The following is a 22,459-nucleotide window of genomic DNA, read 5'->3' on the forward strand; positions in this document are numbered from 1 at the left end:
GACCGGGCTTACTGGTTCATGCTGTCGAAGAAATCCTCGTTGGTCTTGGAATCCTTGATCTTGTCGAGCAGGAATTCCATCGCGTCGATCGTCCCCATCTGCATGAGGATGCGGCGCAGCACCCACATTTTCGACAGCTTGTCCTTTTCGACGAGCAGCTCTTCCTTGCGGGTGCCCGATTTGCCGACGTCGAGCGACGGGAAGATGCGCTTGTCGGCGACCTTGCGGTCGAGCACGATTTCCGAGTTACCCGTGCCCTTGAATTCTTCGAAGATCACCTCGTCCATGCGGCTGCCGGTATCGATCAGCGCGGTGGCGATGATCGACAGCGAACCGCCTTCCTCGATGTTGCGCGCGGCGCCGAAGAAGCGCTTCGGGCGCTGCAGCGCATTGGCGTCGACACCGCCGGTCAGCACCTTGCCCGACGACGGAACGACGGTGTTGTAGGCGCGGCCGAGGCGGGTGATCGAGTCGAGCAGGATGACGACATCCTTCTTGTGCTCGACAAGGCGCTTGGCCTTTTCGATCACCATTTCGGCGACCTGGACGTGGCGCGTCGCGGGTTCGTCGAAGGTCGAGGAGACGACTTCGCCATTCACGCTGCGCTGCATGTCGGTGACTTCCTCGGGGCGCTCGTCGACCAGCAGGACGATGAGATAGACCTCGGGATGATTGTCGGTGATCGCCTTGGCGATATTCTGCAACAGCACGGTCTTACCCGTGCGCGGCGGCGCGACGATCAGTGCGCGCTGGCCCTTGCCCTGCGGGCTGACGAGGTCGATCACGCGCGCCGACTTGTCCTTGACGGTCGGATCGACGGTGTCGAGCGACAGCTTCTGGTTCGGATAGAGCGGCGTGAGGTTGTCGAAATTGACGCGGTGACGCACGACATCGGGGTCGTCGAAATTGACGCTGATCAGCTTGGTCAGCGCGAAATAGCGTTCGCCGTCGCGCGGGGCGCGGATCTCGCCCTCGACGGTGTCGCCGGTGCGCAGGCCATATTTGCGGACCTGGTTCGGCGAGACATAGATATCGTCGGGACCGGCGAGATAATTGGCTTCGGACGAACGCAGGAAACCGAACGAATCCGGGAGAACCTCGATCGTGCCCGATCCGATGATTTCCTCGCCCTCTTCGGCGAGTTCTTTCAGGATCGAGAACATCAGGTCCTGCTTGCGCAGCGTCGATGCGCCCTCGACGCCCAGTTCTTCGGCCATTTCGACGAGCTGGGCGGGCGCTTTGGTTTTGAGTTCTTTGAGATGCATGGGATGGATTCCGGGTATGAATATAAGAAGATAGGGAGACTTGTTTCGTCGCACCGGCTGGTGCCTATCCGGTCGTGGGACAACCGTTATTGATAGCTCGGCGCATGGAAGCGCCGCCCGCAGGAAACGGGGTTGATCGGCCCCTATAACCGGCGTTTGTCCAAGTCAATCGGCACCGCGCCGCGCCGATCGGTTAAAAGGGCCGGACGACCGCCAGAATGACGATCACCGCCGCTGCGACACCCGGTACCTCGTTGAGCATGCGAAGCTGCTTTTCGGTCAGCGGACGCTCTCCCTTGGCGAGCTTTTTGAAATAGCCGATCATCCAGCCATGATAGCCCGAGAGCGCGATCACGATCAGGAATTTGGCGAGGAACCAGCCCTGGTGCCAATAGTCGCCGTTGAACGCGAGCATGAGCCCGAGAACCCAGACGATCATGATGGCGGGGTTGAGGATGATCCGGCGCAGCCGGTCTTCGCGCTCGATCCATTTGGCGTCTTCGTCGGACCCCACTGCGCATTGGTGATGATAGACGAAGAAGCGCGGCATCATAAACAGGCCGGCCATGAAGAAGATCACGAAAATGACATGCGCCGCCTTGACCCACAAGGTCGCCGACCCAAGGAAACCCGCCAGTTCCATGCCTATCCCCGCACGCGCTTGATCAGATGCTCGACATGGGCGATCGGCGTGTCGGGCACGATGCCATGGCCGAGATTGAAGATATGGGGACGCGACGGGAAAGCTGCAAGGATGCGGTCGATCGCCGTGTCGAGCGCCTCGCCGCCGGCGACAAGCGCCAGCGGATCGAGATTGCCCTGCACCGGCAGATGCGGCGGCAGGACGGCATCGGCCCACACCGGATCGACCGTCTCGTCGAGCCCGATCGCATCGGCGCCGACTTCGTTCGCATAGGTCGCCAGCTTGCCGCCGGCTCCCTTGGGAAAGCCGATAACCGGGGTATCGGGATGCAGCGCCTTCAACCGGCGGACGATCTCGGCATTGGGCGCGATTACCCAGCGTTCGAATTGCGCGGGGCTCAGGCTGCCCGCCCAGCTGTCGAACAATTGCACCGCCTCGACCCCGTTTTCGATCTGGCCGGAGAGATAGGTGGTGCTGAGGTCGACGATCGCATCGATGATCGCCTGGAACGCCGCCGGATCGCCGAACGCCATGCGCCGTGCCGCCGCCTGGTCCTTGGACCCCGCCCCCGCGATCATATAGGTCGCGACCGTCCAGGGACTTCCTGCAAAGCCCAGAAAGGTCGTCTCGGGCGGCAAGGCGCCCGAGACGCGCGCGACGGTGGCATAAACGGGATCGAGCCGCTGCGGGGCGCCCTCGAGTGACGCCAGCGCGCTGTCGACCAGCGGCGGCGCGAGCCGCGGGCCCTCACCGGCCTCGAACCACAGATCCTGCCCCAGCGCGTGCGGGATGACGAGGATGTCCGAAAACAGGATCGAACCGTCGAAACCGAAACGGCGGATCGGTTGCAGCGTCACCTCGGCAGCGGCCTCGGGATCATAGCAGAGCTCGAGGAAACCGCCCTTGGTCTCGCGAAGCGCGCGATATTCGGGAAGATAACGTCCGGCCTGGCGCATGAGCCACAGCGCGGGCCGCTCCTGCCGGGCCCCGCGCAGCGTTGCGAGCAAGCGCTTGTGTGACGTCATGGCGCGGACCTCTTTCTCTTCCAATATAATATATAAGAATATGGTGGTGGTTTGTTGGCGGGCGAAGAACGCGGCTTTAGGCAGCGCCGCCGTCTTTGCCAACAGCTTGACTCCCTCGCCGGCCATCTTTGCGGCGGAGTCGGCGGGCGCTGTCCCCGTTCTTCACAGCCTGTGGATAAAATGCTTTCGCTGTGGACAAGCCATGGAGCGGAATCGGCAGCGCCGGGGATGAATCCACTGTACCGATTTGCTCCCCGTCGCTGTCCGCAAACTTATCCACAGGCGGTTTTTCGTCATCCCGCGCCTGATCCGGCATTGCCTTTTTCTGCGGCTTTGCGCCAAGTGCGGCGATGGGCCGACTTCACCTTCACCTCATATCCGATTCCACGGGCGAAACGCTCGAAAATATCGCCAAGGCGGCGATCGCGCAGTTCGACGATGTCGAAGTGGTGCGCCATTTCTGGCCGATGGTGCGCTCGGAATCGCATCTCGACCGGATCATGGCCGAGGTCGAGGCGAGCCCCGGCATGATCCTCTTCACCCTCGTCAACGGCGACCTGCGCGTCAGCCTCGAACGGCGCGCACGGGCACGCGACCTGCCGCTCGTCGCGGCGCTCGACGCGGTCACCGACGCCTTGTCGACGATGCTCGGACAAGAAGCCAAGGCGCGCCCCGGCCGCCAGCACCAGCTCGACGCCGCCTATTTCGCGCGGGTCGAGGCCATTCAATTTACCGTCGCGCATGACGATGGCATCGGCTGGGAAAATTGGGAACAGGCCGACATCGTGCTCGCGGGGGTGTCGCGCACCTCGAAGACCCCGACGAGCATCTATCTCGCCAATCGCGGCTTCAAGACCGCGAACATCCCGATCGTCCCCGAATCGCCGCCGCCCGATGCGCTCTACAATCTCAGGAAACCGCTGGTGGTCGGCCTCACCACCGGGCTCGACCGGCTGGTGCAGGTCCGCCGCAACCGGCTGCTCTCGCTCAACCAGGCGCCCGAAACCGCCTATGTCGACGATGACAAGGTCAAGGCCGAACTGGCCTATGCGCGGCGCATGTTCGCCGACAATGGCTGGCCGGTGATCGACGTGACACGCCGCTCGATCGAGGAAACCGCCGCGGCGGTGATCAAGCTGGTCGAGGACCGCTCGGCGGGCGCCGCATGACCTTGCTTCTTGCCTCGCAAAGCAGCGGCCGCGCCGCGATGCTGCGCGCCGCCGGGCTGACGTTCGAGACGACAGCCGCGCATGTCGACGAGGAAGCGCTGACCGCATCGCTCCACGCCGCCGGGCAAAGCGCGCGCAACATCGCCGACGCGCTGGCCGAGGCGAAAGCGATCAAGATTTCGTCGCGGCTCGCCGGGGTGACCGTGCTCGGCGCCGATTCGACGCTGGCGCTCGACGACGGGGCGATGCTGACCAAGCCCGAAAGCCCCAAAGAGGCCGCGCGCCATCTCCGCCGCATGGCGGGCACCCGCCACCGTCTGTTCAGCGCCGTCGTCGCCGCGCGCGACGGCGCGCCGATATGGCGCGCGATCGGCGAAGCGAAACTGTGGATGCGGCCCTTGTCGGACGCCTTCATCGCCGACTATGTCGCGCAAAATTGGGACAGCATCCGCTGGACCGTCGGCTGCTACGAGATTGAGGGGGCGGGGGTGCAATTGTTCGAACGCGTCGAGGGCGATCCCTGGACCATCATCGGCATGCCCATGCTTCCGCTGCTGTCGTGGCTGCGCGCCACCGGGCTGGCGCCGGCATGAGCACGCCCTATGCCGAAGTGATCGGCGACCCGATCAAGCACAGCAAATCGCCGCTCATCCATGGGTTCTGGCTCGCTGCACTCGGCCTCGCTGGCGATTATCGGCGCGCGCATGTGAAGCCCGATGATCTCGCCGCCTTCATCGCCGAGCGTCGCGGCGATCCCGACTGGCGCGGCTGTAACGTCACCATCCCGCACAAGCTGGCGGTGATGGATTTCGTCGACGATCCCGGCGACGTGCGCGGCACGATCGGCGCGATGAATACGATCGTGCGGCAGCGCGACGGGGCGCTGATCGGCACCAATACCGATGCGGCGGGCTTCTTTGCCCCGCTCGCCGAACTCGATCTCGAAGGGGCCCCCGTCGTCGTCGTCGGGGCCGGCGGCGCCGCGCGCGCGGTGCTGTTTGCCCTGGCGCGGGCGCGGGTCGGCCGGGTCACTATCCTCAACCGCAGCCCGCTCAAGGCCATGGGCCTGCTCGCCACCTTCGGCCTCAAGGGCGATGTGGTCGCGCTCGATGCGCCGCTGCCGCCCGCCGCCCTGCTGGTCAACGCGAGCAGCCTCGGCATGACCGGGCAGCCGCCGCTCGATCTCGACCTGTCGCCGCTCGCCGACGATGCGATCGTCTACGACCTCGTCTATGCGCCGCTGCGCACCGGGCTGCTCGCCGCCGCCGAGTCGCGCGGACTCGATACCGTCGACGGCCTCGACATGCTGATCGGCCAGGCCGCGCTCGCCTTCGAACTCTTCTTCGGCAAGCCGCCGCCCGAGGGGCGCGACGAGGAATTGCGCGCGTTGCTCACCGCATGAGTCACTATAAACGCCCGGCCTCGCGGCTCCGCCGCCCCTTCCTCCTCGGCCTCACCGGATCGATCGGCATGGGCAAGTCGACGGCGGCGAAAATGTTCGTCGCCGAGGGGATTCCGGTGTTCGACGCCGATGCCGAGGTTCACCGACTCCAGGGCCCCGGCGGCGCGCTCGTCGCCGCGATCGAGGCGCGCTTTCCCGGCACGACCGGACCGAAGGGGGTCGACCGGCAAAAGCTGGGCGCGCAAGTGCTTGGCAATACGCACGAACTCGCCGCGCTCGAAGCGATCGTCCACCCGGCGGTCGGCCGGGCGCAGAAACGCTTCCTCGCCCGCCACCGCGCGCGAGACGTCGTCGTGCTCGATATTCCCTTGCTGTTCGAGAAAGGCGGCTGGCGCCGCGTCGGCGCGATCGCGGTCGTTTCGGCCCCTGCCTGGATGCAGCGCAAGCGGGTGATGCGGCGACCGGGCATGACGCTCGCCCGGCTGCGCGCGATTCGCCGCCTGCAGGTTCCCGACCGGGTCAAGCGCGCGCGCGCCGATTTCATCATCGAAACGGGTCGCCCGAAAAGCGCGACGCATCGCCAGATTCGCGCCATCGCCTCTTGTTTCCGCGCCCGATAGGGTCCAGATTATGGCTTCGATGCGAGAGATTATTTTCGATACGGAAACCACGGGGCTCGACCCCAGAACCGGGGACAGGCTGGTCGAAATCGGGTGTATCGAACTGGTCGATCGCCGCGAAACCGGCCACAGTTTCCACGCCTATTTCAATCCCGAACGCGACATGCCCGCTGCGGCTGAAGCGGTGCATGGGCTGTCGATCGGATTCCTCTCCGACAAGCCCTTGTTCGCCGAGCGCATCGACGAGCTGCTCGAATTTCTCGGCGACGCGCCGCTGGTCGCGCACAACGCCGTCTTCGACTTCGGTTTCGTCAACGCCGAACTCGCGCGCGCCGGGCGTCCTGCGCTCGACATGGCGCGCATGTGCTGCACCGTGCAGATGGCGCGCAAGCTGCACCCCGGGGCGAAACACAGCCTCGACGCTTTGTGTACGCGCTACGGCATCGACCGCAGCCACCGCGTCAAACATGGCGCGCTGCTCGACGCCGAATTGCTCGCGCATCTCTATATTGAAATGACCGGCGGACGGCAGATCGGCCTCGGGCTTGCCGCGACCCCGGCCGGACAATCCGCGCAGCCCGCAGCCCCTGCCGCTCCGCATTCCCCCGACCGACCATGGCGCGAACCGCGCCCGCATATGGCATCGCCCGCCGAACTGGCGCGGCATGCCGATTTTGTCACAGGGCTGAACCAGCCGCTGTGGCTCGATACGGTGTGATGACGGTCGCCTGACCCGATCGCACCGGCCAAGAAGGAGAAGAAAAATGGAAATCCGCGTCTCTGGCCACCAGATCGAAACCGGCGAAGCGCTGCAGTCGCATGTGTCGGACCGGATGAACGCGATTGCCGACAAATATTTCTCCCGCGCGATCGGCGCGCACGCGACCTTCGGCAAGGGGCCGCACGACAGTTTCCAATGCGACATCGTCGCGCATGTGATGCAGGGCCTCGTGCTCAAGGGCCATGGCCAGGCGCAGGACGCGCATGTCGCCTTCGAGGGCGCCGCCGAACGCATCGAGAAGCAGCTGCGCCGCTATATGCGCCGGCTGAAGGATCGCAACGGATCGGGTGCGCCGTCGCCGACGGTCGACGAGATCCAGGACAATGCCAGCTACATCGTTTTCGACAGCGGCAGCGAGGAAGAGGATGCGGGCGACGCGCCGGCGATCATCGCCGAAACCCGCGTCGATATTCCGAGCAGCAGCGTGTCCGACGCGGTAATGATGCTCGACCTCCGGAACACCAACGCGCTGCTCTTTGTGAACAGCAAGACCGGCGCGCACAACATGGTCTATCGCCGGACCGACGGCACCATCGGATGGGTAGAGCCGCAATAGGACTGGATTTTCTCCGCCATCCGGCCTAAGGGCCGCGCCCAACGATACTCCCGCGATGCCCGGGGCCGTGATGGCGGGGGGCACCAGACCGATCCGCGAACGATTGCCATCAGGGCGAGCGCGTCTGCGGGGTCGGGTTGTTTGAGATTTGACCAGAGCGATGAACCTATCTTCCCTCCTCTATCCGGCGACCGTGCGCGCGCATGTTCAGCTCGATTCCAAAAAAGCCTTGTTTCCGTTCGTCGGCGACCTTGCGGCGCGGTCGCTCGGGCTCGATTCGGGCGAGGTCAGCGAGGCCCTGCTCGAACGCGAGCGTCTCGGCTCGACCGGCTTCGGGCGCGGCATCGCGCTGCCCCATGCGAAGATGGCCGATTTGACCGGGGTACGCGGGCTGTTCCTGCAACTGTCGCGCCCGATCGATTTCCAGGCCGTCGATGGCCTGCCGGTCGACCTGCTCTTCGTGCTGCTGTCGCCGCTCGACGCCGGCGCCGACCATCTGAAGGCGCTCGCCGGCGTCTCGCGCATGCTCCGCAACGAGGCGATCGCCGACCGGCTGCGCGGCGCCAAGAGCGACGAAGCGCTCTATGCGCTGCTCGCCGACAGCGAAACGCGTGACGCGGCCTGACGCCGCGCCGCCGTTTTCGCCATGACCCGGCTCACCAGCCGTTTCCTCATCGACCTGCTGATGCGCCGGACCGAAGCCGCCGGCGGCTTTGGCGCGATCCTCGCCTCGGGCGACGCGCAATCGGGCGTGATTCTCATCCAGTGCCGCGAGCGCGGGGCCGCCGGTGCGCTGCTCGAACGGCGTTTTTCGATGGCGGGCGGCTATGTCTGGGAGGATGTGGGCGCTGCGGCCGGTGACGACGAAGCGACGCGCACCGCCTATCTCGAACGGCGGAAAAAGGCCGATCCCGACCTGTGGATCGTCGAACTGGACATCGCAAATGCGCCACGACTCGTCGCCGAGTGGGCAGAGCTTGCTTGACATTGTTGCGCTGCACAATAAGTGGCACCGACAGATTAACGCGTAGGTCGTTCTGCGGGTGGCGTCGGCTCTGAGTCGAAACATCCGGTAAACGGTTCGGACACGCAGTCGGATGACGGCCGCAGGCGGGTACAGAAATACGTCCCCCGCCTGTTTTATTTGGCCCGTCAGCCGCCCTTTTGACGGATTTTATGAGTCGCATTTTGAACGTCGCTAGCGTGGTTGCCGTCGGTATGACAGTCGCCACCATGCTGGTCATGGCGGAACCCGGTTTCGCCAATGATCTGGTCGCCCAGGCCAGTCTGCCCGCAGCAACTTCGTCGAGCACCGTGCCCGAATTGCTCCAGAAGGCAGATATTTCGACCGAAACGATGGTCGAAACTCCCCAGATTACCGAGGATCAGCCCGCCGTCGAGCCCATCGCTCCGGTGACCGCCGAATCGCTCGCGGCGCTCGTCGCCGCGACGTCGCGTCCGGCGACGATCGATCCCGAACTGCGCTGCCTCGCCGGTGCGGTCTATTTCGAATCGCGCGGCGAATCGCTCGTCGGCCAGCTCGCGGTCGCGCACGTCGTGATCAACCGCGCCCAGTCGGGCCGCTTCCCGGCCAGCCTGTGCGGCGTCGTCCACCAGCCGAGCCAGTTCAGCTTCGTGCGCGGCGGCAAGATGCCGGCGATTCGCGAATCGACGACCCTGTGGTCGAATGCGGTCGCGATTGCACAGATCGCCCGCGACGGCAGCTGGAAGAATCAAGCGCCCGGCGCCCTCTTCTTCCACGCCCGCCACGTCTCGCCCGGCTGGCGCAAGACGCGCATCGCGCAGATCGACAATCACATCTTCTATCGCTGATGGTGACATGGGGTGCGCCCGCGCACCCCGTTCATTGCCAAGCCAGATTCGCTGGCGCATGATGGGCTTATGAAGCTTCATCACATAGTCGTCCTGCTCGGTGCAGCGACGCTGACGCTCGGCGGTTGCGCCACCGCCGTGCCGCCGGTCGAGGTCACGCGGTTTCACAATGCCGTCCCCGGCTGGGCGCCCGGCACGCGCTATGCCATTGCGACCGCGCCGCTCGATGCGTCGGGTGCGGGAGGCCCGGGCGCGGGCATGCCGTCGATCGAATGGAATAGCTACCGCACGGCGGTCGACCAGCAGTTGCAGCGCCAGGGACTCGTCGCGGCGGGATCGGGCGAACGCGCCCCGCTCCTCGTCCGCATCGCCTTCGAGCGCAGCGAACGCACCAGCGGCGGCGGCAATTCGCCAGTGTCGGTCGGCGTTGGCGGCGGCACCGGCGGGTATCGCTCGGGGGTCGGTCTGGGGCTGGGCATCGGCTTCAACCTCGGCGGCGGGCCGCGCCGCGTCCAGGATCTGCAATTGTCGGTGCGCATCGACGATGCCGCCACGGGCAACGCGCTTTGGGAGGGCCGCGCGATCGCCGCCGTGCCGTCCAAAGCCCCGGCGGCGCAGCCGTCGCTCGCGGCGGCAAAATTGGCCGACGCCCTATTCAAGGACTTCCCCGGCGAATCGGGACGCACTATCAGCGTGCCATGACCATCAGCATCGACGCCGCATTCGACAGCGGCAATATCGTCGTGGAGTCGCTCGCCGGCACCACCGCCAGGCTCTCGATCCGCAAGGATCGCGAATCCGATTTCTTCCAATGGTTCCACTTCCGCGTCGGCTGCGCCGTCGGCGACGCGCTGGAACTCAGCATCACCGGACTCGCTAATTCGGCCTATCCCGATGGCTGGCCCGATTATGCGGTGTGCGCCAGCACCGACCGCGAACATTGGTTCCGGCTCGACACGCGCTACGACGCTGATGCCGACGGCGGCTCGCTGATCGTCCAGCACACCGCCGAAAGCCCGATCCTGTGGGTCGCCTATTTCGCGCCCTATTCGATGGAGCGGCACCACGACCTGATCGCCTGGGCCGCCGAGTGTGATGGCGTGACCTATCGCCGCCTCGGTCACAGCCTTGAAGGCCAGCCGATCGACTGCCTCGAAATGGGCAGCGGCGACACGCAGGTGTGGCTCTATGCGCGCCAGCATCCGGGCGAGAGCATGGCCGAATGGTGGATGGAGGGCGCGCTCGAAAAGCTCACCGATCTCGCCGACCCGCACGCCCGCTCGCTGCTCGCCAAATGCCGCTTTCATATCGTGCCGAACATGAATCCCGACGGCTCGCGCCGTGGGCATTTGCGCACCAACTATGCGGGCGTGAACCTCAACCGCGAATGGCACGAACCGACACCCGAGCGCAGCCCGGAGGTCCTCTGCGTCCGCAATGCGATGGACGAAACCGGCGTCGACTGGGCGATGGACGTCCATGGCGACGAGGCGATTCCGGCGGTGTTCTTCGCGGGCTTCGAGGGCATTCCGTCGCTCAAGGCGGAGCAGCAGCAGAAATACAAGGATTTCCAGGCCGCACTCGCCGCCGCGACCCCCGATTTCCAGGTCGATCTCGGCTATGTCGAATCGGCGCCGGGCAAGGCGAACCTCAGCATGTCGACGACGCAACTCGCCGAACGCTATGGCGCGGTGTCGATGACGCTCGAAATGCCGTTCAAGGACAATCGCGACCTGCCCGACCCGGTGCAGGGCTGGTCGCCTGAGCGGTCGAAGCTGCTCGCGCACGCGTGCCTCTCGACGCTGGACCAGATCCTCTGATGTTCGATGGCGGCGGCTGGCATATCGTCGAGGACGATCTGTCGGGCGCCGCCATCCGGGCGCTGCTCGAACAGCATTTTGCTGGCATGCTCGCCAATTCGCCGGCGGGCAGTTGCCATTTCCTCGATTTCGACGGGCTGCGCGCGGGCGATGTGACCTTCTGGTCGATCCACCGCGACGGCGACCTCGCGGGTTGCGGCGCGCTCAAGATGCTCGATGCCGGCCATGGCGAGATCAAGTCGATGCGCACCCATGATGCGTTCCTGCGGCAAGGCGTCGCGGCGCGCATGCTCGACCATATCCTCGCCGAAGCACAAGCGCGCGGCGCCGAAAGGCTCAGCCTCGAAACCGGATCGAGCCCCGCCTTCGAACCCGCGCTCGCGCTCTACCGGCGCTACGGGTTCGAGGATTGCGAGCCCTTCGCCGATTACAAGCCCGACCCCTTCAGCTGTTTTATGACGCGAGCCCTTTGAAAGGGTTTCGCGCAAAGACACAAAGACACGAAGAAGGTACTCCGGGCCGATAGGCCCCTGTTCTTTTTGAGCGATGCGTTTGGCGCACCGTCCGCGAAAAAGGCTGCTTCGCGGCAGGCACGACCTCTTCGTGTCTTTGCGTCTTTGCGCGAAACGAATGACACGGACGTGTGCGCCACGGCGTAACCGGGCAGGAAAAATGCCCAAAAACGAAAACGGGGTCCGGAAGGGACTCCGGACCCCGCATATTTCAGGCCGAAGCCTCCGCGGTTACGCGGCCTTTTTATCGCCGTCGAACAAGGTCGGCTGCGCGCCGCCGATCGCGATCTTGTGAGGCTTCATCGCCTCGGGCACTTCGCGTACCAGGTCGATGCTCAGCAGCCCGTCGGCCAGGTCGGCGGCGCTGACGCGTACGAAATCGGCGAGCTGGAAGCGGCGCTCAAAGGCGCGCGTCGCGATGCCGCTATACAGCAGCTGGCGGCCTTCGCCTTCGGTGGCGGGCGCCTTGCGGCCGCTGACGACCAGCATATTCTGCTGCGCGGTGATGTCGATTTCGTCGCTCTTGAAACCCGCGACCGCGACGGTGATGCGGAAATGGTCGTCGGCGACCTTTTCGATGTCGAAGGGCGGATAGTTTTCGGCGCCCGAACCGCCCGTTTCGAGGAAATCGAACAGGCGGTCGAAACCGACCGTCGAACGGCGATAGGGGGTCCAGTCGAAGCTGTTGCGCATGGGTCTTTCTTCCTTGTCAAAAGCGAAGCAAAGGGACCGCGGCATGGGCCGCGATCGCCACCCGGCCCCTTGATGGCGACCGGATGATGCGAATCTGGGGGCGGCCGGACCCATTTCAAGAGGGGTGTTGGCCTTCGCGGAAAAGCCGCGCTAAGGCGGCGGCGAATCGTCTCTCGAAGGATCGTCCATGCCCAAGCTCATCCTCCTCCGTCACGGCCAGTCGCAGTGGAATCTCGAAAACCGCTTCACCGGCTGGTGGGACGTCGACGTCACCGAAAAGGGTGCGGCCGAGGCGAAAGCTGCGGGCGAGCTGATGAAGGAAAAGGGCATTGCGCCCGACACCGCCTTCACCTCGGTCCAGTCGCGCGCGATCAAGACGCTCAACCTCGCGCTCGAGGCGATGGGGCGTTTGTGGCTGCCGGTAACCAAGGACTGGCGCCTCAACGAGCGCCATTATGGCGGCCTCACCGGGCTCGACAAGGCCGAGACCGCGGCCAAGCATGGCGACGAGCAGGTCAAGATCTGGCGCCGCAGCTTCGATATCCCGCCGCCGCCGCTCGACGCCGGCTCGCCCTACGACCTCGCGAGCGACCCGCGCTATGCGGGCATCGCCATCCCCTCGACCGAGAGCTTGAAGGACACGATCGCGCGCGTGCTGCCCTATTATCAGGCTGAAATCGAACCCCAGCTTGCGGCGGGCAAGACGGTGCTGATCTCCGCCCACGGCAACAGCCTGCGCGCGCTGGTCAAGCATTTGTCGGGCATTTCGGACGCGGACATCACCGGGCTCGAGATCCCGACCGGCCAGCCGATCGTCTATGAGCTGAACGACGACCTGACTGCGCGCGAGCGCTATTATCTGAACGAGCGCTAGGAAGTTCCTCCCCGCTTGCGGGGAGGATTATAAGGTTCCCGTCACCGTCAGCTGGAAATATTGCCCGAACTTGCGCCGGCGGCTTTCGCTGAACGCAATCGGCCCGTCGCGCCGGTCGACATAGGCCGTGCGGTCAAAGCCGTCCTTCATCCCCGCGAGGTTGCGGTACGACAGCTTGACCGTGAAACCCGCGACATTCTTGTGCTCGACAAAGGCGGTGACGAACGGCCCCACCGTATATTCCTTCTCGATCGCATCGAGCCGCAGCCCGGGGCTGAAGCGTTCGTCGAAATAGCCGCCGCCCCATGCGATATTGCTGCCCGGAATGTCGTGGCGCAGGCTGAGGTCGGCGACATATTCCTGCCCGAAACTCTGGTCGCGCCACTGGTTCGTCAACGGGTCGCGCACCCGGTTGCGGCGCCAGGTCACATCGGCGTTGATCCGCGCCCCCTTCCACCCCAGCGGGTCGAGCAGCAATGTGCCCTTGGTGGTGACGCGATAGAGATGCGCGCCGGGCAGATTGCCGCGCCCTTCGGTGGTCGGCGACAGCGGGATCTGATCGACCAGGTCCTGCGCATAGCCATAAGCGAAGGCGATCGACGCATTGCCCCATCGGCTCAGGTCCTGGACGAATTCCAGCTCGCTGCGATTGACGATCGGCGGCACCAACTGGCCGTTGCCGCCATTGCCCTGCCCGTTCGCGACATCGACCGAGCTGGCGAAATCGAAGAAATTGAGCTGGTCGACCCGGCGCTGGACGAACCAGTTGATCGTGGTCTTGGGCCCTACCTTCCAGGCCAGCGCGAACTTGCCCTTCGGCCGGACGAAGCTGCGTGTCAGTCCGCCCGGCCCCGACGAGGTCAGTTCGCTATATTCGGCGGCAAGGTTGAGCTGTGCGGTCAGGTTCGGCGCCAGCGCGCGTCCCCAGGTGAGCGAGGCTTCGCTGCGCTTTTCCTCGACCTTGGTCCGCTCGCCGCCAAAGGCGACCGGCAGAAAGCTGCCATCGGACTGCAACCGCGCAAATTCGGCATCGACGTCGAGGGTGTTGTAAGCGCCCTCGAGCGCGACCTGCCAGTCGGTGCCGCCGCCGGTGCGCCAGCTATATTCGCCGCGCAGGATCGATTCGCCTTCGTCGGCGGTCTGGCTGAACCGCTCGCCCGACCGGCCGCCGATCGCGCGATCGACGATGAACGTATCGACGACCGGGCTATGCTCGAAGCGATAAAGGCCGATCAGCTTGAGCCGGCCCTTGCCCAGCCCCATTTCATAATCGCCGCCGATATCGAAATTATGCTCGTCTTCGGTAAAGCGGAAATCTTCCGATACGCGCCCGAAGCCCGGCTGCACCGATGTTCCGCGCACCGATTCGCGCAGATTCTGCAACTGGCCGCCAAGGTTGAAATTCCATTTGTTGCCGTTCGCCGTGGTCCGCGCGAGCGCCGCCGACAGGCGCGGCCGGTCGCCGTCATAGGCGCCGAACTCGTCGCGCACGAACAACAGGTCGCCCTGGTCGTCGAACCGCCGTTCGGGGCCCCAATGGCCGTTCCGGTTCGCCTCGTTCTTCAGGCTCAGCGTGACCTGGGTGCCGCCGAGCTTGCCGGTCGTCGAAATCTCGCCGTTCAGCCAATTATCCTCGATCCGCGGACGCCATTCGGGCTGCCAGCGGATCGTCGTCTTGAAGCCGCCGTCCGAACCCGCGCCCGCGACGAGGACGACATTGGCGACCTGTCCGGTCAGCCCGGGGACGTTCAGGCTCGCGCCGTCGACGATGTCGATATAGGCGACTTGCGTCGCGGTGATCCGCGACAGCGCGGTGCGCGCATCGGTCGTCTTGCTCGCGATGCGCTCGCCGTTGATCAGGACATTCTCGGTCGCCTGCCCCAGCCCGCGATTGCCGCCATTGGTACCGGTGACGATCAGGAAGCCGGGGACCTTCTCGACCATGTCGAGCGCGGTGCGCGGTGCGAAGCGGGCGAAGTCGGCGGGGTTGTAACGCTGTGCGCCATTGGCGACCGGGGTCGCGGCCGCCGCCGGCGCGTCGCCGGTCGGTTCGGCCGGGTCCTGCGCAAAGGCGATACCCGGATCGAAACAGCCAACCGCCAATGCCAGCGACGATGCCCTTGCGGCCATCCGCATCATAGTCTCCCCTCCCGTATTGCCGTACTAAAACAGCGGTTTGGCTGCAACAGTGGCGGCGCGGGAAGTCAAAAGCTTATCCACCAACGACGGCTGGGGATCGACCGGTGCGAAGGCGATCAGTCGCGCAGCAGCTCGTTGATCCCGGTCTTGGCGCGGGTTTGCGCGTCGACGCGCTTGACGATGACGGCGCAATAGAGCGACGGGCCGGGCGATCCGTCGGGCAGCGGCTTGCCGGGCAGCGCGCCGGGCACGACGACCGCATAGGCCGGGACTTCGCCGATGAAGATTTCGCCCGTCGCGCGGTCGACGATCTTGGTCGAGGCGCCGAGATAGACCCCCATCGACAGCACCGCGCCCTCGCGCACGATCACGCCCTCGGCGACCTCGGCGCGCGCGCCGATGAAGGCGCCGTCCTCGATGATCACCGGGCCGGCCTGCAGTGGTTCGAGCACGCCGCCGATTCCGGCGCCGCCCGACAGATGGACATTGGCGCCGATCTGGGCGCAGCTGCCGACGGTCGCCCAGGCGTCGACCATCGACCCCTCACCGACGCGCGCGCCGATGTTGACGAAGCTCGGCAGCAGCACCGCGCCCTTGGCGATATGCGCGCCGTGGCGGACGATCGAGCCGGGGACGGCGCGGAAGCCCGCGTCGCGAAAACGATTCTCGCCCCAGCCGGCGAATTTCGACGGCACCTTGTCCCACCAGCGCGCGCCGCCGGGCCCGCCCTCGATCAATTCCATGTCGTTGAGCCGGAACGACAGCAACACCGCCTTCTTCAGCCACTGGTTGACCTGCCACATGCCATCGGTCTGGCGCTCGGCGACACGGAAGCTGCCGTCGTCGAGCCCGGCGAGCGCGGTCTCGACCGCCTCGCGCAGGGCGCCCTGGGTCGCGAAGCCCAGCGCGTCGCGGTCGTCCCACGCGGCCTCGATGATGGTTTGCAGGTCGGTCGTCATGAAATCCCCCAGGGTGTCGGCTCCCAAAATTCCGGGAGCGTGTCGAGCCAGTCCGAAATGTCGTTCACATGGAAATCGACCTGGTCCGGCAGATGGTCGCGATGGCCGCTTTCGCTGCCATTGTCCAGCCACACGGTCCGCATCCCCAGCGCCTTGGCCGGGGTCAGGTTGCGCGCCATATCCTCGACGAACAGGCTGCGGTTCGGGTCCACGCCAAGGTGCGAGACCATCATCGCATAAGCGGCGGGATCGGGCTTGGGCGTGTAGCCGGTGACGCGAATGTCGCAGATGCCGTCGAACAGGTCCGCGATCCCGCGCGCCGCCAGCACCCGCGCCGCATAATCGGCATCGGCGTTGGTGAAGATCAGGCGGCGGCCCGGCAGGCGTTCCAGCCCGGCCCGGAGCCGCGCATCGGGGGCGATGCGGTCGAGCGCGATGGCATGGACGTCGACCAGGAAATGCTCGGGATCGACTCCATGGTGGCGCATCAGCCCCGCCATCGTCGTGCCATGGTCGTGGAAATATTGCTTCTGCACCCGCCGCGCCTCGACCGCGTCGACGCCCAGCAGCCGCATGATGAAGGCGCCCATGCGTTCGTCGATCAGGTCGAACAAAGCGCAAGACGGCGGATAGAGCGTGTTGTCGAGATCGAAGATCCACGTATCGATATCGGCGAGGCGCTGGGGCATGCGGCGGCGCTTAGCGATCCGGGTCGCTGCGGGCAAGCCGCCCTCCCCCTCTCCTGCGTCACCCCGGGCTTGACCCGGGGTCCCGCTTGGCCTTCAAAACAGCGGGACCCCGGATCAAGTCCGGGGTGACGACATGATGACACAACAGGGGACGCCAAATGAAGCCGACGACCTTCCTCCCGCTCCTGCTGCTCGGCACCGCGCTCGCCGCGCCCGCTGCGGCGCAAACGACGCGCACGATCATCCACGCCGGTCACCTGATCGCCGAACCGGGCCAGCCGATCCGCGGCGCGTCGACGATCATCGTCGAGAATGGCAAGATCGTCGCGATCGCCGACGGCCACCAGCCCGCCGACGCGGGCGCGACGCTCATCGACCTCCGCGACAAATATGTCCTGCCCGGGCTGATCGACAGCCATGTCCATCTGACCAGCGACGCCGGCGGTCTCGCCGGGCAGCTCGAGGAAGTGACCCTCAGCCCGGCGGCGCAGGCCTTCAATGCCGAGGTCAACGGCATGAAGACGCTGCGCGCCGGTTTCACCACGGTCCGCAACCTCGGCGACGGCGACGGCGCGACGCTGGCGCTGCGCGACGCGATCGCCGCGGGCAAGGTGCAGGGACCGCGCATCGTCGACGCCGGCAATGCGATCTCGGGCAGCGCGGGGCATATGGACGGCTCGCTCGGTTATCGCGACGAGCTCAAGCCCTTCTTCGCGGGCGCCGCCAACACCTGCAACGGCGCCGACGATTGTCGCCGCGCGGTGCGCTATCAGGTCGGGCGCGGCGCCGATGTGATCAAATTCGCCTCGACCGGCGGGGTCAACAGCCGCATCGGCGCCGGCCTCGGCAAACAGATGTTCGATGACGAGGCGCAGGCGATCGTCGACACCGCGCATATGTTCGGCAAAAAGGTCGCGGTCCATGCGCACGGCGCCGACGGCATCCGCCTCGCGCTCGTCGCCGGGGCCGATTCGATCGAGCATGGCACGATCCTCGACGAACCGACGATCGCGCTGTGGGCGAAATCGAAAACCTATTATGTCCCAACCCTGGCGACGGTGAACGGCTATAAGGAACGCCTCGCCGCCAACCCCGACGCCTATGCCCCCGATGTGCTGGCGAAGATCCGGTGGCGCATTTCGATCACCGGCAAAAGCCTCGAGCAGCTTGTCCCGCGCGGTGTCCGCATCGCCTTCGGCACCGATGCCGGCGTGTCGAAGCACGGCCGCAACGGCGACGAGTTCGAACTGATGGTCCAGCATGGCATGTCGCCGGTCGAGGCGCTCAAGGCCGCGACGGTCAACGCCGCCGACCTGCTCGGCCTCTCCGACCAGATCGGCACCATCGCGCCCGGCAAGAGCGCCGACATCATCGCGGTCGCCAGCGACCCGATCGCCGATGTGCGGGTGCTGAAGAGCGTCGATTTCGTGATGGCGCGGGGGGAAGTGGTCGACTGACCCCCCCCTTCGTCATTGCGAGGAGCCGAAGGCGACGCGGCAATCCAGAGCGTATGTAGACCCGCTCTGGATTGCTTCGCTTCGCTCGCAATGACGAGCTTCAACTTTTGAACGCCCCGCGCAGCTCCAGCCACTGCTCCAGTTTCCCTGCATAGCCGCCCGTATTCGCCGCACTGCTCGACGGCAGATCGACCAACGTGACCCCCTCCAGCACCGGCAACTGCCGCCGCCCGATTGCCGCAGCCTTGCCGCCGTTAAACGCGATCATCTGGAGGTTGGGCAATGTCGCGACCAGTGCCGCCAGATCCTGCGTCTCCACCTCGCGAATTGCGCTGTCGCTGCTCGACCGCCGCTCGGCGGTGCGGATCACGTCCCACAGGCCGACGCGTGTTTCACGCAGCGCCGCCAGCCGTGCGTCATAATCCATCGTCGCCAGCGGCCGGTCGATCACCTCCCCCACCAGCCGCCAGAACTGGTTCGTCGGATGCGCATAATAGCGCCGTTCCGCCAGCGACCGCGCCCCGGGCAGGCTGCCGAGGATCAGCAGGCGGGTGTCGGGCGCGACATGCGGGGCGAAGCTGGCGTGGCGGACGGGCGGCATCGCCATCCGATAGCCCGCCCCGCCCGGCGCAACAATCTTGCTCGCCCCTTGACCCTCAGGGGAATCGCCGCTAGGGGCCGCGTCGATCGAAAGCGGCGCTTAACCGCCACTTCCGGTTACAACAGCGCTTGAACATTGCTGGCGCGGATGGAGCCTCCGGAAGATCCTTGTGATCCGCCGGGGTCTTTTGCTGTTACAAGGTCGCCCGTTTTTCGCGGTTTTCTGCGGGGCCGGACCGATGCTTCATCCACCGCGGTACAGTAACCGTTCGCTTTGATGGGCGAACATTTTAAGGTGAAGCATTCATGCCCACGATCAACCAGCTGGTCCGCAAGGGCCGGAATCCCCAGAAGGTGAAGTCCAAGGTCCCGGCGATGGACGCAAACCCGCAGAAGCGCGGCGTTTGCACCCGAGTCTATACGACCACCCCGAAAAAGCCGAACTCGGCGCTCCGTAAGGTTGCGAAGGTCCGCCTGACCAACCAGCGCGAAGTCATCACCTACATCCCCGGCGAAGGCCACAACCTCCAGGAACACAGCGTCGTGCTGATCCGCGGCGGTCGTGTCCGCGATCTTCCCGGTGTGCGTTACCACGTCCTGCGCGGCGTGCTCGATACGCAGGGCGTGAAGGACCGCAAGCAGAGCCGTTCGAAATACGGTGCGAAGCGTCCGAAGTAAGGACCGCTTTTCGGCTTTTGATCATCCCGTAGCGCGCTGCGCCGGGATGCTGTTGTACAAAGGAATTACCTATGGCTCGTCGTCGTCGTCCTGAACGCCGCGAAATCCTGCCCGATCCCCGTTTCGGTGATATCGTGCTGTCGAAATTCATGAACAGCGTCATGCTGGACGGGAAGAAGTCCACCGCCGAAAGCATCGTTTACGGTGCGCTCGAGTCGGTCGAAGCCCGCGCCAAGAAGGAACCCATCGGCGTGTTCCACGAAGCGCTGGCGAACATCCGCCCGAACATCGAAGTCCGCAGCCGCCGCGTCGGCGGTGCGACCTATCAGGTTCCGGTCGAAGTCCGTCCGGACCGTGCGCAGGCGCTCGCTATCCGCTGGCTGATCACCGCCGCGCGCAACCGCAGCGAAACCACGATGGCCGCACGCCTGTCGGGCGAGCTGCTCGACGCGTCGAACAACCGCGGCAACGCGGTCAAGAAGCGCGAAGACACGCACCGCATGGCCGAAGCCAACCGCGCCTTCTCGCACTACCGCTGGTAATTTGCCCGACGCCCTCGGCGTTACGGGGGCGTCTCGCAATCGCAACAAAACTTCCTATATCGGGGGCGGCTCCAAAGGCCTCCCCCAAAAACCAAGGAAAAGACCATGGCACGCAGCCATTCGCTCGAACATTATCGCAACTTTGGGATCATGGCGCACATCGACGCCGGCAAGACCACGACGACCGAGCGTATCCTTTACTACACCGGCAAGTCCTACAAGATCGGCGAAGTCCATGACGGCGCCGCGACCATGGACTGGATGGAGCAGGAACAGGAACGCGGCATCACGATCACGTCGGCGGCCACGACCTGCCTCTGGAAAGCCGACGAAGGTCAGGGCCCCGAGCATCGCCTGAACATCATCGACACCCCCGGACACGTCGACTTCACGATCGAAGTCGAGCGTTCGCTGCGCGTCCTCGACGGTGCGATCACCGCGTTCGACGGCGTTGCCGGCGTTGAGCCGCAGTCGGAAACCGTGTGGCGCCAGGCCGACAAGTACCGCGTGCCGCGCATGTGCTTCATCAACAAGCTCGACCGCACCGGCGCCGATTTCTATTATTGCGTCCAGACGATCATCGATCGCCTCGGCGCGGTTCCGGCCGTCCTCTATCTGCCGATCGGTTCGGAAGGCGGCTTCAAGGGCCTCGTCGACCTCGTCAACGAGCGCGCGATCATCTGGAAGGACGAAAGCCTCGGCGCCGAATTCTTCTATGAGGAAATCCCCGCCGACCTCGCCGACAAGGCCGCCGAATATCGCGAAAAGCTCGTCGAGCTCGCCGTCGAACAGGACGACGCCGCGATGGAAGCCTATCTCGAAGGCAATGTCCCCGACGTCGCCCAGCTCAAGGCGCTGATCCGCAAGGGCACGCTGGCGCAGGCGTTCGTTCCGGTCCTCTGCGGCTCGGCGTTCAAGAACAAGGGCGTCCAGACCTTGCTCGACGCGGTCGTCGACTATCTGCCGTCGCCGCTCGACATTCCCGACGTCCAGGGCATCAACCCCGACAACGACCAGCCCGACTCGCGCGCGACGTCGGACTCGGCGCCGCTGTCGCTGCTCGCCTTCAAGATCATGAACGACCCGTTCGTCGGCTCGCTCACCTTCGCCCGCATCTATTCGGGGACCCTGAACAAGGGCACCTACCTGAACTCGGTGAAGGACAAGAAGGAAAAGGTCGGTCGTATGCTGCTGATGCATGCGAACAGCCGCGAAGACATCGACGAAGCCTATGCGGGCGACATCGTCGCGCTCGCCGGCCTCAAGGAAACCACCACCGGGGACACGCTCTGCGCCACCAGCGCGCCGATCATCCTCGAGCGGATGGAATTTCCCGAGCCGGTCATCGAGCTGTCGGTGGAACCGAAGACCAAGGCCGACCAGGAACGCATGGGCATCGCGCTCAACCGCCTGGCCGCCGAGGATCCCTCGTTCCGCGTGTCGACCGACCATGAATCGGGCCAGACGATCATCAAGGGCATGGGCGAGCTTCACCTCGACATTCTCGTCGATCGCATGAAGCGCGAGTTCAAGGTCGAAGCGAATGTCGGCGCGCCGCAGGTGGCGTACCGCGAATCGCTCGCGAAGGCCGTCGACGTCGACTATACCCACAAGAAGCAGTCGGGCGGCTCGGGCCAGTTCGGCCGCGTCAAGGTCAGCGTCGCTCCCGGCGAACGCGGCGCGGGCATCACCTTCATCGACGAGATCAAGGGCGGCAACATTCCGCGCGAATATATCCCGTCGGTCGAAAAGGGCATGCGCGAGTCGGCTGAAAACGGCCACATGATCGGCTTCCCGATCATCGACTTCGAAATCAAGCTGACCGACGGCGCCTATCACGACGTCGACTCGTCGGCGCTGGCGTTCGAAATCGCAGGCCGTGCGGCGATGCGCGAAGTGGCGGCAAAGGCCGGCATCAAGCTGCTCGAACCGGTGATGAAGGTCGAGGTCGTGACCCCTGAGGAGTTCATGGGCGACGTCATCGGCGATCTCAACAGCCGTCGCGGGCAGATCCAGGGCACCGACAGCCGGGGCATCGCCCAGGTCGTCGAGGCGATCGTTCCGCTGGCGAACATGTTCGGCTACGTCAACCAGCTGCGCAGCTTCAGCCAGGGGCGCGCCAGCTACTCGATGCAATTCTCGCATTATGAGGAAGTGCCGACCAACGTCGCCGAAGAAGTGAAGGCCAAGATGGCCTGATGG

Annotated in this window: 25 protein-coding genes; 17 read left to right on the forward strand and 8 right to left on the reverse strand. The window is 65.2% G+C overall.

The annotated features are described in order from the left end of the window. Window positions 1-8 precede the first annotated feature (8 nt). From rho to hemE, 3 genes are all read right to left on the reverse strand, one after another. Complete coding sequence (gene rho, locus ACREB7_RS04560) at window positions 9-1,265, reverse strand: transcription termination factor Rho (RefSeq protein WP_166944984.1); 1,257 nt, start codon at window positions 1,263-1,265, stop codon at window positions 9-11. 193 nt (window positions 1,266-1,458) lie between these two features. After that, window positions 1,459-1,908, reverse strand: a complete 450-nt coding sequence (locus ACREB7_RS04565; RefSeq protein ID WP_431591109.1) for a CopD family protein — start codon at window positions 1,906-1,908, stop codon at window positions 1,459-1,461. 2 nt (window positions 1,909-1,910) lie between these two features. After that, entirely contained in the window at window positions 1,911-2,933 is a 1,023-nt protein-coding gene (gene hemE, locus ACREB7_RS04570) for a uroporphyrinogen decarboxylase (protein WP_431591110.1), read from the reverse strand. 350 nt (window positions 2,934-3,283) lie between these two features. Between hemE and ACREB7_RS04575 the strand changes: the two genes are divergently transcribed. From ACREB7_RS04575 to ACREB7_RS04630, 12 genes are all read left to right on the forward strand, one after another. Then, on the forward strand, window positions 3,284-4,102 hold the full coding sequence (locus ACREB7_RS04575; RefSeq protein WP_431591111.1) for a pyruvate, water dikinase regulatory protein: 819 nt from the start codon (window positions 3,284-3,286) through the stop codon (window positions 4,100-4,102). Beyond that, the gene (locus ACREB7_RS04580; protein ID WP_431591112.1) at window positions 4,099-4,695 is read left to right on the forward strand and encodes a Maf family protein; all 597 of its coding nucleotides are present in this window, start codon (window positions 4,099-4,101) and stop codon (window positions 4,693-4,695) included. Before ACREB7_RS04575 ends, ACREB7_RS04580 begins: the two co-directional genes overlap by 4 nt. Further along, window positions 4,692-5,504 carry a shikimate dehydrogenase gene (gene aroE, locus ACREB7_RS04585; protein ID WP_431591113.1) on the forward strand — a complete coding sequence of 271 codons (813 nt, stop codon included), beginning with the start codon at window positions 4,692-4,694 and terminating at the stop codon, window positions 5,502-5,504. Before ACREB7_RS04580 ends, aroE begins: the two co-directional genes overlap by 4 nt. Further along, a complete protein-coding gene (gene coaE / locus ACREB7_RS04590) occupies window positions 5,501-6,124 on the forward strand; it encodes a dephospho-CoA kinase (RefSeq protein WP_431591114.1) in 624 nt (207 codons plus the stop codon). Before aroE ends, coaE begins: the two co-directional genes overlap by 4 nt. A gap of 19 nt (window positions 6,125-6,143) precedes the next feature. Further along, window positions 6,144-6,842 carry a DNA polymerase III subunit epsilon gene (dnaQ, locus tag ACREB7_RS04595; protein WP_431591138.1) on the forward strand — a complete coding sequence of 233 codons (699 nt, stop codon included), beginning with the start codon at window positions 6,144-6,146 and terminating at the stop codon, window positions 6,840-6,842. Window positions 6,843-6,888: 46 nt separating this feature from the next. Continuing rightward, a complete protein-coding gene (gene hpf, locus ACREB7_RS04600; protein WP_056341896.1) occupies window positions 6,889-7,461 on the forward strand; it encodes a ribosome hibernation-promoting factor, HPF/YfiA family in 573 nt (190 codons plus the stop codon). A gap of 160 nt (window positions 7,462-7,621) precedes the next feature. Continuing rightward, a complete protein-coding gene (locus ACREB7_RS04605; RefSeq protein WP_431591115.1) occupies window positions 7,622-8,086 on the forward strand; it encodes a PTS sugar transporter subunit IIA in 465 nt (154 codons plus the stop codon). A 21-nt stretch (window positions 8,087-8,107) separates the two neighbouring features. After that, a complete protein-coding gene (locus tag ACREB7_RS04610; RefSeq protein ID WP_431591116.1) occupies window positions 8,108-8,446 on the forward strand; it encodes a DUF1491 family protein in 339 nt (112 codons plus the stop codon). A gap of 233 nt (window positions 8,447-8,679) precedes the next feature. After that, the gene (locus tag ACREB7_RS04615) at window positions 8,680-9,294 is read left to right on the forward strand and encodes a cell wall hydrolase (RefSeq protein ID WP_431591117.1); all 615 of its coding nucleotides are present in this window, start codon (window positions 8,680-8,682) and stop codon (window positions 9,292-9,294) included. A 69-nt stretch (window positions 9,295-9,363) separates the two neighbouring features. After that, window positions 9,364-9,996 carry a DUF4136 domain-containing protein gene (locus tag ACREB7_RS04620; RefSeq protein ID WP_431591118.1) on the forward strand — a complete coding sequence of 211 codons (633 nt, stop codon included), beginning with the start codon at window positions 9,364-9,366 and terminating at the stop codon, window positions 9,994-9,996. Beyond that, window positions 9,993-11,114 carry a M14 family metallopeptidase gene (locus ACREB7_RS04625; protein ID WP_431591119.1) on the forward strand — a complete coding sequence of 374 codons (1,122 nt, stop codon included), beginning with the start codon at window positions 9,993-9,995 and terminating at the stop codon, window positions 11,112-11,114. Before ACREB7_RS04620 ends, ACREB7_RS04625 begins: the two co-directional genes overlap by 4 nt. Beyond that, on the forward strand, window positions 11,114-11,587 hold the full coding sequence (locus tag ACREB7_RS04630) for a GNAT family N-acetyltransferase (protein ID WP_431591120.1): 474 nt from the start codon (window positions 11,114-11,116) through the stop codon (window positions 11,585-11,587). The genes ACREB7_RS04625 and ACREB7_RS04630 overlap by 1 nt, the downstream gene beginning before the upstream one ends. A gap of 270 nt (window positions 11,588-11,857) precedes the next feature. Here the strand turns inward: ACREB7_RS04630 and ACREB7_RS04635 are convergent, their stop codons facing one another. Further along, on the reverse strand, window positions 11,858-12,319 hold the full coding sequence (locus tag ACREB7_RS04635; protein ID WP_431591121.1) for an Hsp20 family protein: 462 nt from the start codon (window positions 12,317-12,319) through the stop codon (window positions 11,858-11,860). A 187-nt stretch (window positions 12,320-12,506) separates the two neighbouring features. On the opposite strand from ACREB7_RS04635, the gene gpmA reads away from it, so the two are divergent. Then, window positions 12,507-13,193: a 2,3-diphosphoglycerate-dependent phosphoglycerate mutase gene (gene gpmA / locus ACREB7_RS04640; RefSeq protein WP_431591122.1), complete on the forward strand. Its 687-nt coding sequence runs from the start codon at window positions 12,507-12,509 to the stop codon at window positions 13,191-13,193. A gap of 27 nt (window positions 13,194-13,220) precedes the next feature. On the opposite strand, the gene ACREB7_RS04645 is transcribed toward gpmA, so the two are convergent. From ACREB7_RS04645 to ACREB7_RS04655, 3 genes are all read right to left on the reverse strand, one after another. Next, window positions 13,221-15,332 (reverse strand): TonB-dependent receptor plug domain-containing protein, encoded by a 2,112-nt coding sequence (locus ACREB7_RS04645; protein ID WP_431591123.1) that lies wholly within the window; start codon window positions 15,330-15,332, stop codon window positions 13,221-13,223. A gap of 116 nt (window positions 15,333-15,448) precedes the next feature. After that, a complete protein-coding gene (dapD, locus tag ACREB7_RS04650) occupies window positions 15,449-16,291 on the reverse strand; it encodes a 2,3,4,5-tetrahydropyridine-2,6-dicarboxylate N-succinyltransferase (RefSeq protein WP_431591124.1) in 843 nt (280 codons plus the stop codon). Next, window positions 16,288-16,980: a pyrimidine 5'-nucleotidase gene (locus ACREB7_RS04655; RefSeq protein WP_431591125.1), complete on the reverse strand. Its 693-nt coding sequence runs from the start codon at window positions 16,978-16,980 to the stop codon at window positions 16,288-16,290. The genes dapD and ACREB7_RS04655 overlap by 4 nt, the downstream gene beginning before the upstream one ends. Window positions 16,981-17,138: 158 nt before the next feature. On the opposite strand from ACREB7_RS04655, the gene ACREB7_RS04660 reads away from it, so the two are divergent. After that, entirely contained in the window at window positions 17,139-18,437 is a 1,299-nt protein-coding gene (locus ACREB7_RS04660) for an amidohydrolase family protein (RefSeq protein ID WP_431591126.1), read from the forward strand. Between the two features lie 100 nt (window positions 18,438-18,537). Here ACREB7_RS04660 and ACREB7_RS04665 read toward each other — a convergent pair whose 3' ends face one another. Continuing rightward, window positions 18,538-19,044: a DNA-deoxyinosine glycosylase gene (locus ACREB7_RS04665; RefSeq protein ID WP_431591127.1), complete on the reverse strand. Its 507-nt coding sequence runs from the start codon at window positions 19,042-19,044 to the stop codon at window positions 18,538-18,540. Between the two features lie 299 nt (window positions 19,045-19,343). Between ACREB7_RS04665 and rpsL the strand changes: the two genes are divergently transcribed. The 3 genes from rpsL to fusA all read left to right on the forward strand — a co-directional run bounded on the left by rpsL (window position 19,344) and on the right by fusA (window position 22,456). Next, window positions 19,344-19,715 carry a 30S ribosomal protein S12 gene (gene rpsL / locus ACREB7_RS04670; protein WP_431591128.1) on the forward strand — a complete coding sequence of 124 codons (372 nt, stop codon included), beginning with the start codon at window positions 19,344-19,346 and terminating at the stop codon, window positions 19,713-19,715. A 71-nt stretch (window positions 19,716-19,786) separates the two neighbouring features. Continuing rightward, on the forward strand, window positions 19,787-20,257 hold the full coding sequence (rpsG, locus tag ACREB7_RS04675) for a 30S ribosomal protein S7 (protein WP_431591129.1): 471 nt from the start codon (window positions 19,787-19,789) through the stop codon (window positions 20,255-20,257). A gap of 105 nt (window positions 20,258-20,362) precedes the next feature. Beyond that, window positions 20,363-22,456: an elongation factor G gene (gene fusA, locus ACREB7_RS04680; RefSeq protein WP_431591130.1), complete on the forward strand. Its 2,094-nt coding sequence runs from the start codon at window positions 20,363-20,365 to the stop codon at window positions 22,454-22,456. Window positions 22,457-22,459: the final 3 nt, after the last annotated feature.

Source organism: Sphingopyxis sp. (genome assembly GCF_050725615.1).
Lineage (GTDB): Bacteria > Pseudomonadota > Alphaproteobacteria > Sphingomonadales > Sphingomonadaceae > Sphingopyxis.

What these genes read in the sequence shown, in the direction of transcription:
- rho (WP_166944984.1), bottom strand. Translation starts at nt 1,265, where the DNA reads ATGCATCTCAAAGAACTCAAAACCAAAGCGCCCGCCCAGCTCGTCGAA.
- ACREB7_RS04565 (WP_431591109.1), bottom strand. Translation starts at nt 1,908, where the DNA reads ATGGAACTGGCGGGTTTCCTTGGGTCGGCGACCTTGTGGGTCAAGGCG.
- hemE (WP_431591110.1), bottom strand. Translation starts at nt 2,933, where the DNA reads ATGACGTCACACAAGCGCTTGCTCGCAACGCTGCGCGGGGCCCGGCAG.
- ACREB7_RS04575 (WP_431591111.1), top strand. Translation starts at nt 3,284, where the DNA reads ATGGGCCGACTTCACCTTCACCTCATATCCGATTCCACGGGCGAAACG.
- ACREB7_RS04580 (WP_431591112.1), top strand. Translation starts at nt 4,099, where the DNA reads ATGACCTTGCTTCTTGCCTCGCAAAGCAGCGGCCGCGCCGCGATGCTG.
- aroE (WP_431591113.1), top strand. Translation starts at nt 4,692, where the DNA reads ATGAGCACGCCCTATGCCGAAGTGATCGGCGACCCGATCAAGCACAGC.
- coaE (WP_431591114.1), top strand. Translation starts at nt 5,501, where the DNA reads ATGAGTCACTATAAACGCCCGGCCTCGCGGCTCCGCCGCCCCTTCCTC.
- dnaQ (WP_431591138.1), top strand. Translation starts at nt 6,144, where the DNA reads ATGCGAGAGATTATTTTCGATACGGAAACCACGGGGCTCGACCCCAGA.
- hpf (WP_056341896.1), top strand. Translation starts at nt 6,889, where the DNA reads ATGGAAATCCGCGTCTCTGGCCACCAGATCGAAACCGGCGAAGCGCTG.
- ACREB7_RS04605 (WP_431591115.1), top strand. Translation starts at nt 7,622, where the DNA reads ATGAACCTATCTTCCCTCCTCTATCCGGCGACCGTGCGCGCGCATGTT.
- ACREB7_RS04610 (WP_431591116.1), top strand. Translation starts at nt 8,108, where the DNA reads ATGACCCGGCTCACCAGCCGTTTCCTCATCGACCTGCTGATGCGCCGG.
- ACREB7_RS04615 (WP_431591117.1), top strand. Translation starts at nt 8,680, where the DNA reads ATGACAGTCGCCACCATGCTGGTCATGGCGGAACCCGGTTTCGCCAAT.
- ACREB7_RS04620 (WP_431591118.1), top strand. Translation starts at nt 9,364, where the DNA reads ATGAAGCTTCATCACATAGTCGTCCTGCTCGGTGCAGCGACGCTGACG.
- ACREB7_RS04625 (WP_431591119.1), top strand. Translation starts at nt 9,993, where the DNA reads ATGACCATCAGCATCGACGCCGCATTCGACAGCGGCAATATCGTCGTG.
- ACREB7_RS04630 (WP_431591120.1), top strand. Translation starts at nt 11,114, where the DNA reads ATGTTCGATGGCGGCGGCTGGCATATCGTCGAGGACGATCTGTCGGGC.
- ACREB7_RS04635 (WP_431591121.1), bottom strand. Translation starts at nt 12,319, where the DNA reads ATGCGCAACAGCTTCGACTGGACCCCCTATCGCCGTTCGACGGTCGGT.
- gpmA (WP_431591122.1), top strand. Translation starts at nt 12,507, where the DNA reads ATGCCCAAGCTCATCCTCCTCCGTCACGGCCAGTCGCAGTGGAATCTC.
- ACREB7_RS04645 (WP_431591123.1), bottom strand. Translation starts at nt 15,332, where the DNA reads ATGATGCGGATGGCCGCAAGGGCATCGTCGCTGGCATTGGCGGTTGGC.
- dapD (WP_431591124.1), bottom strand. Translation starts at nt 16,291, where the DNA reads ATGACGACCGACCTGCAAACCATCATCGAGGCCGCGTGGGACGACCGC.
- ACREB7_RS04655 (WP_431591125.1), bottom strand. Translation starts at nt 16,980, where the DNA reads ATGCCCCAGCGCCTCGCCGATATCGATACGTGGATCTTCGATCTCGAC.
- ACREB7_RS04660 (WP_431591126.1), top strand. Translation starts at nt 17,139, where the DNA reads ATGAAGCCGACGACCTTCCTCCCGCTCCTGCTGCTCGGCACCGCGCTC.
- ACREB7_RS04665 (WP_431591127.1), bottom strand. Translation starts at nt 19,044, where the DNA reads ATGGCGATGCCGCCCGTCCGCCACGCCAGCTTCGCCCCGCATGTCGCG.
- rpsL (WP_431591128.1), top strand. Translation starts at nt 19,344, where the DNA reads ATGCCCACGATCAACCAGCTGGTCCGCAAGGGCCGGAATCCCCAGAAG.
- rpsG (WP_431591129.1), top strand. Translation starts at nt 19,787, where the DNA reads ATGGCTCGTCGTCGTCGTCCTGAACGCCGCGAAATCCTGCCCGATCCC.
- fusA (WP_431591130.1), top strand. Translation starts at nt 20,363, where the DNA reads ATGGCACGCAGCCATTCGCTCGAACATTATCGCAACTTTGGGATCATG.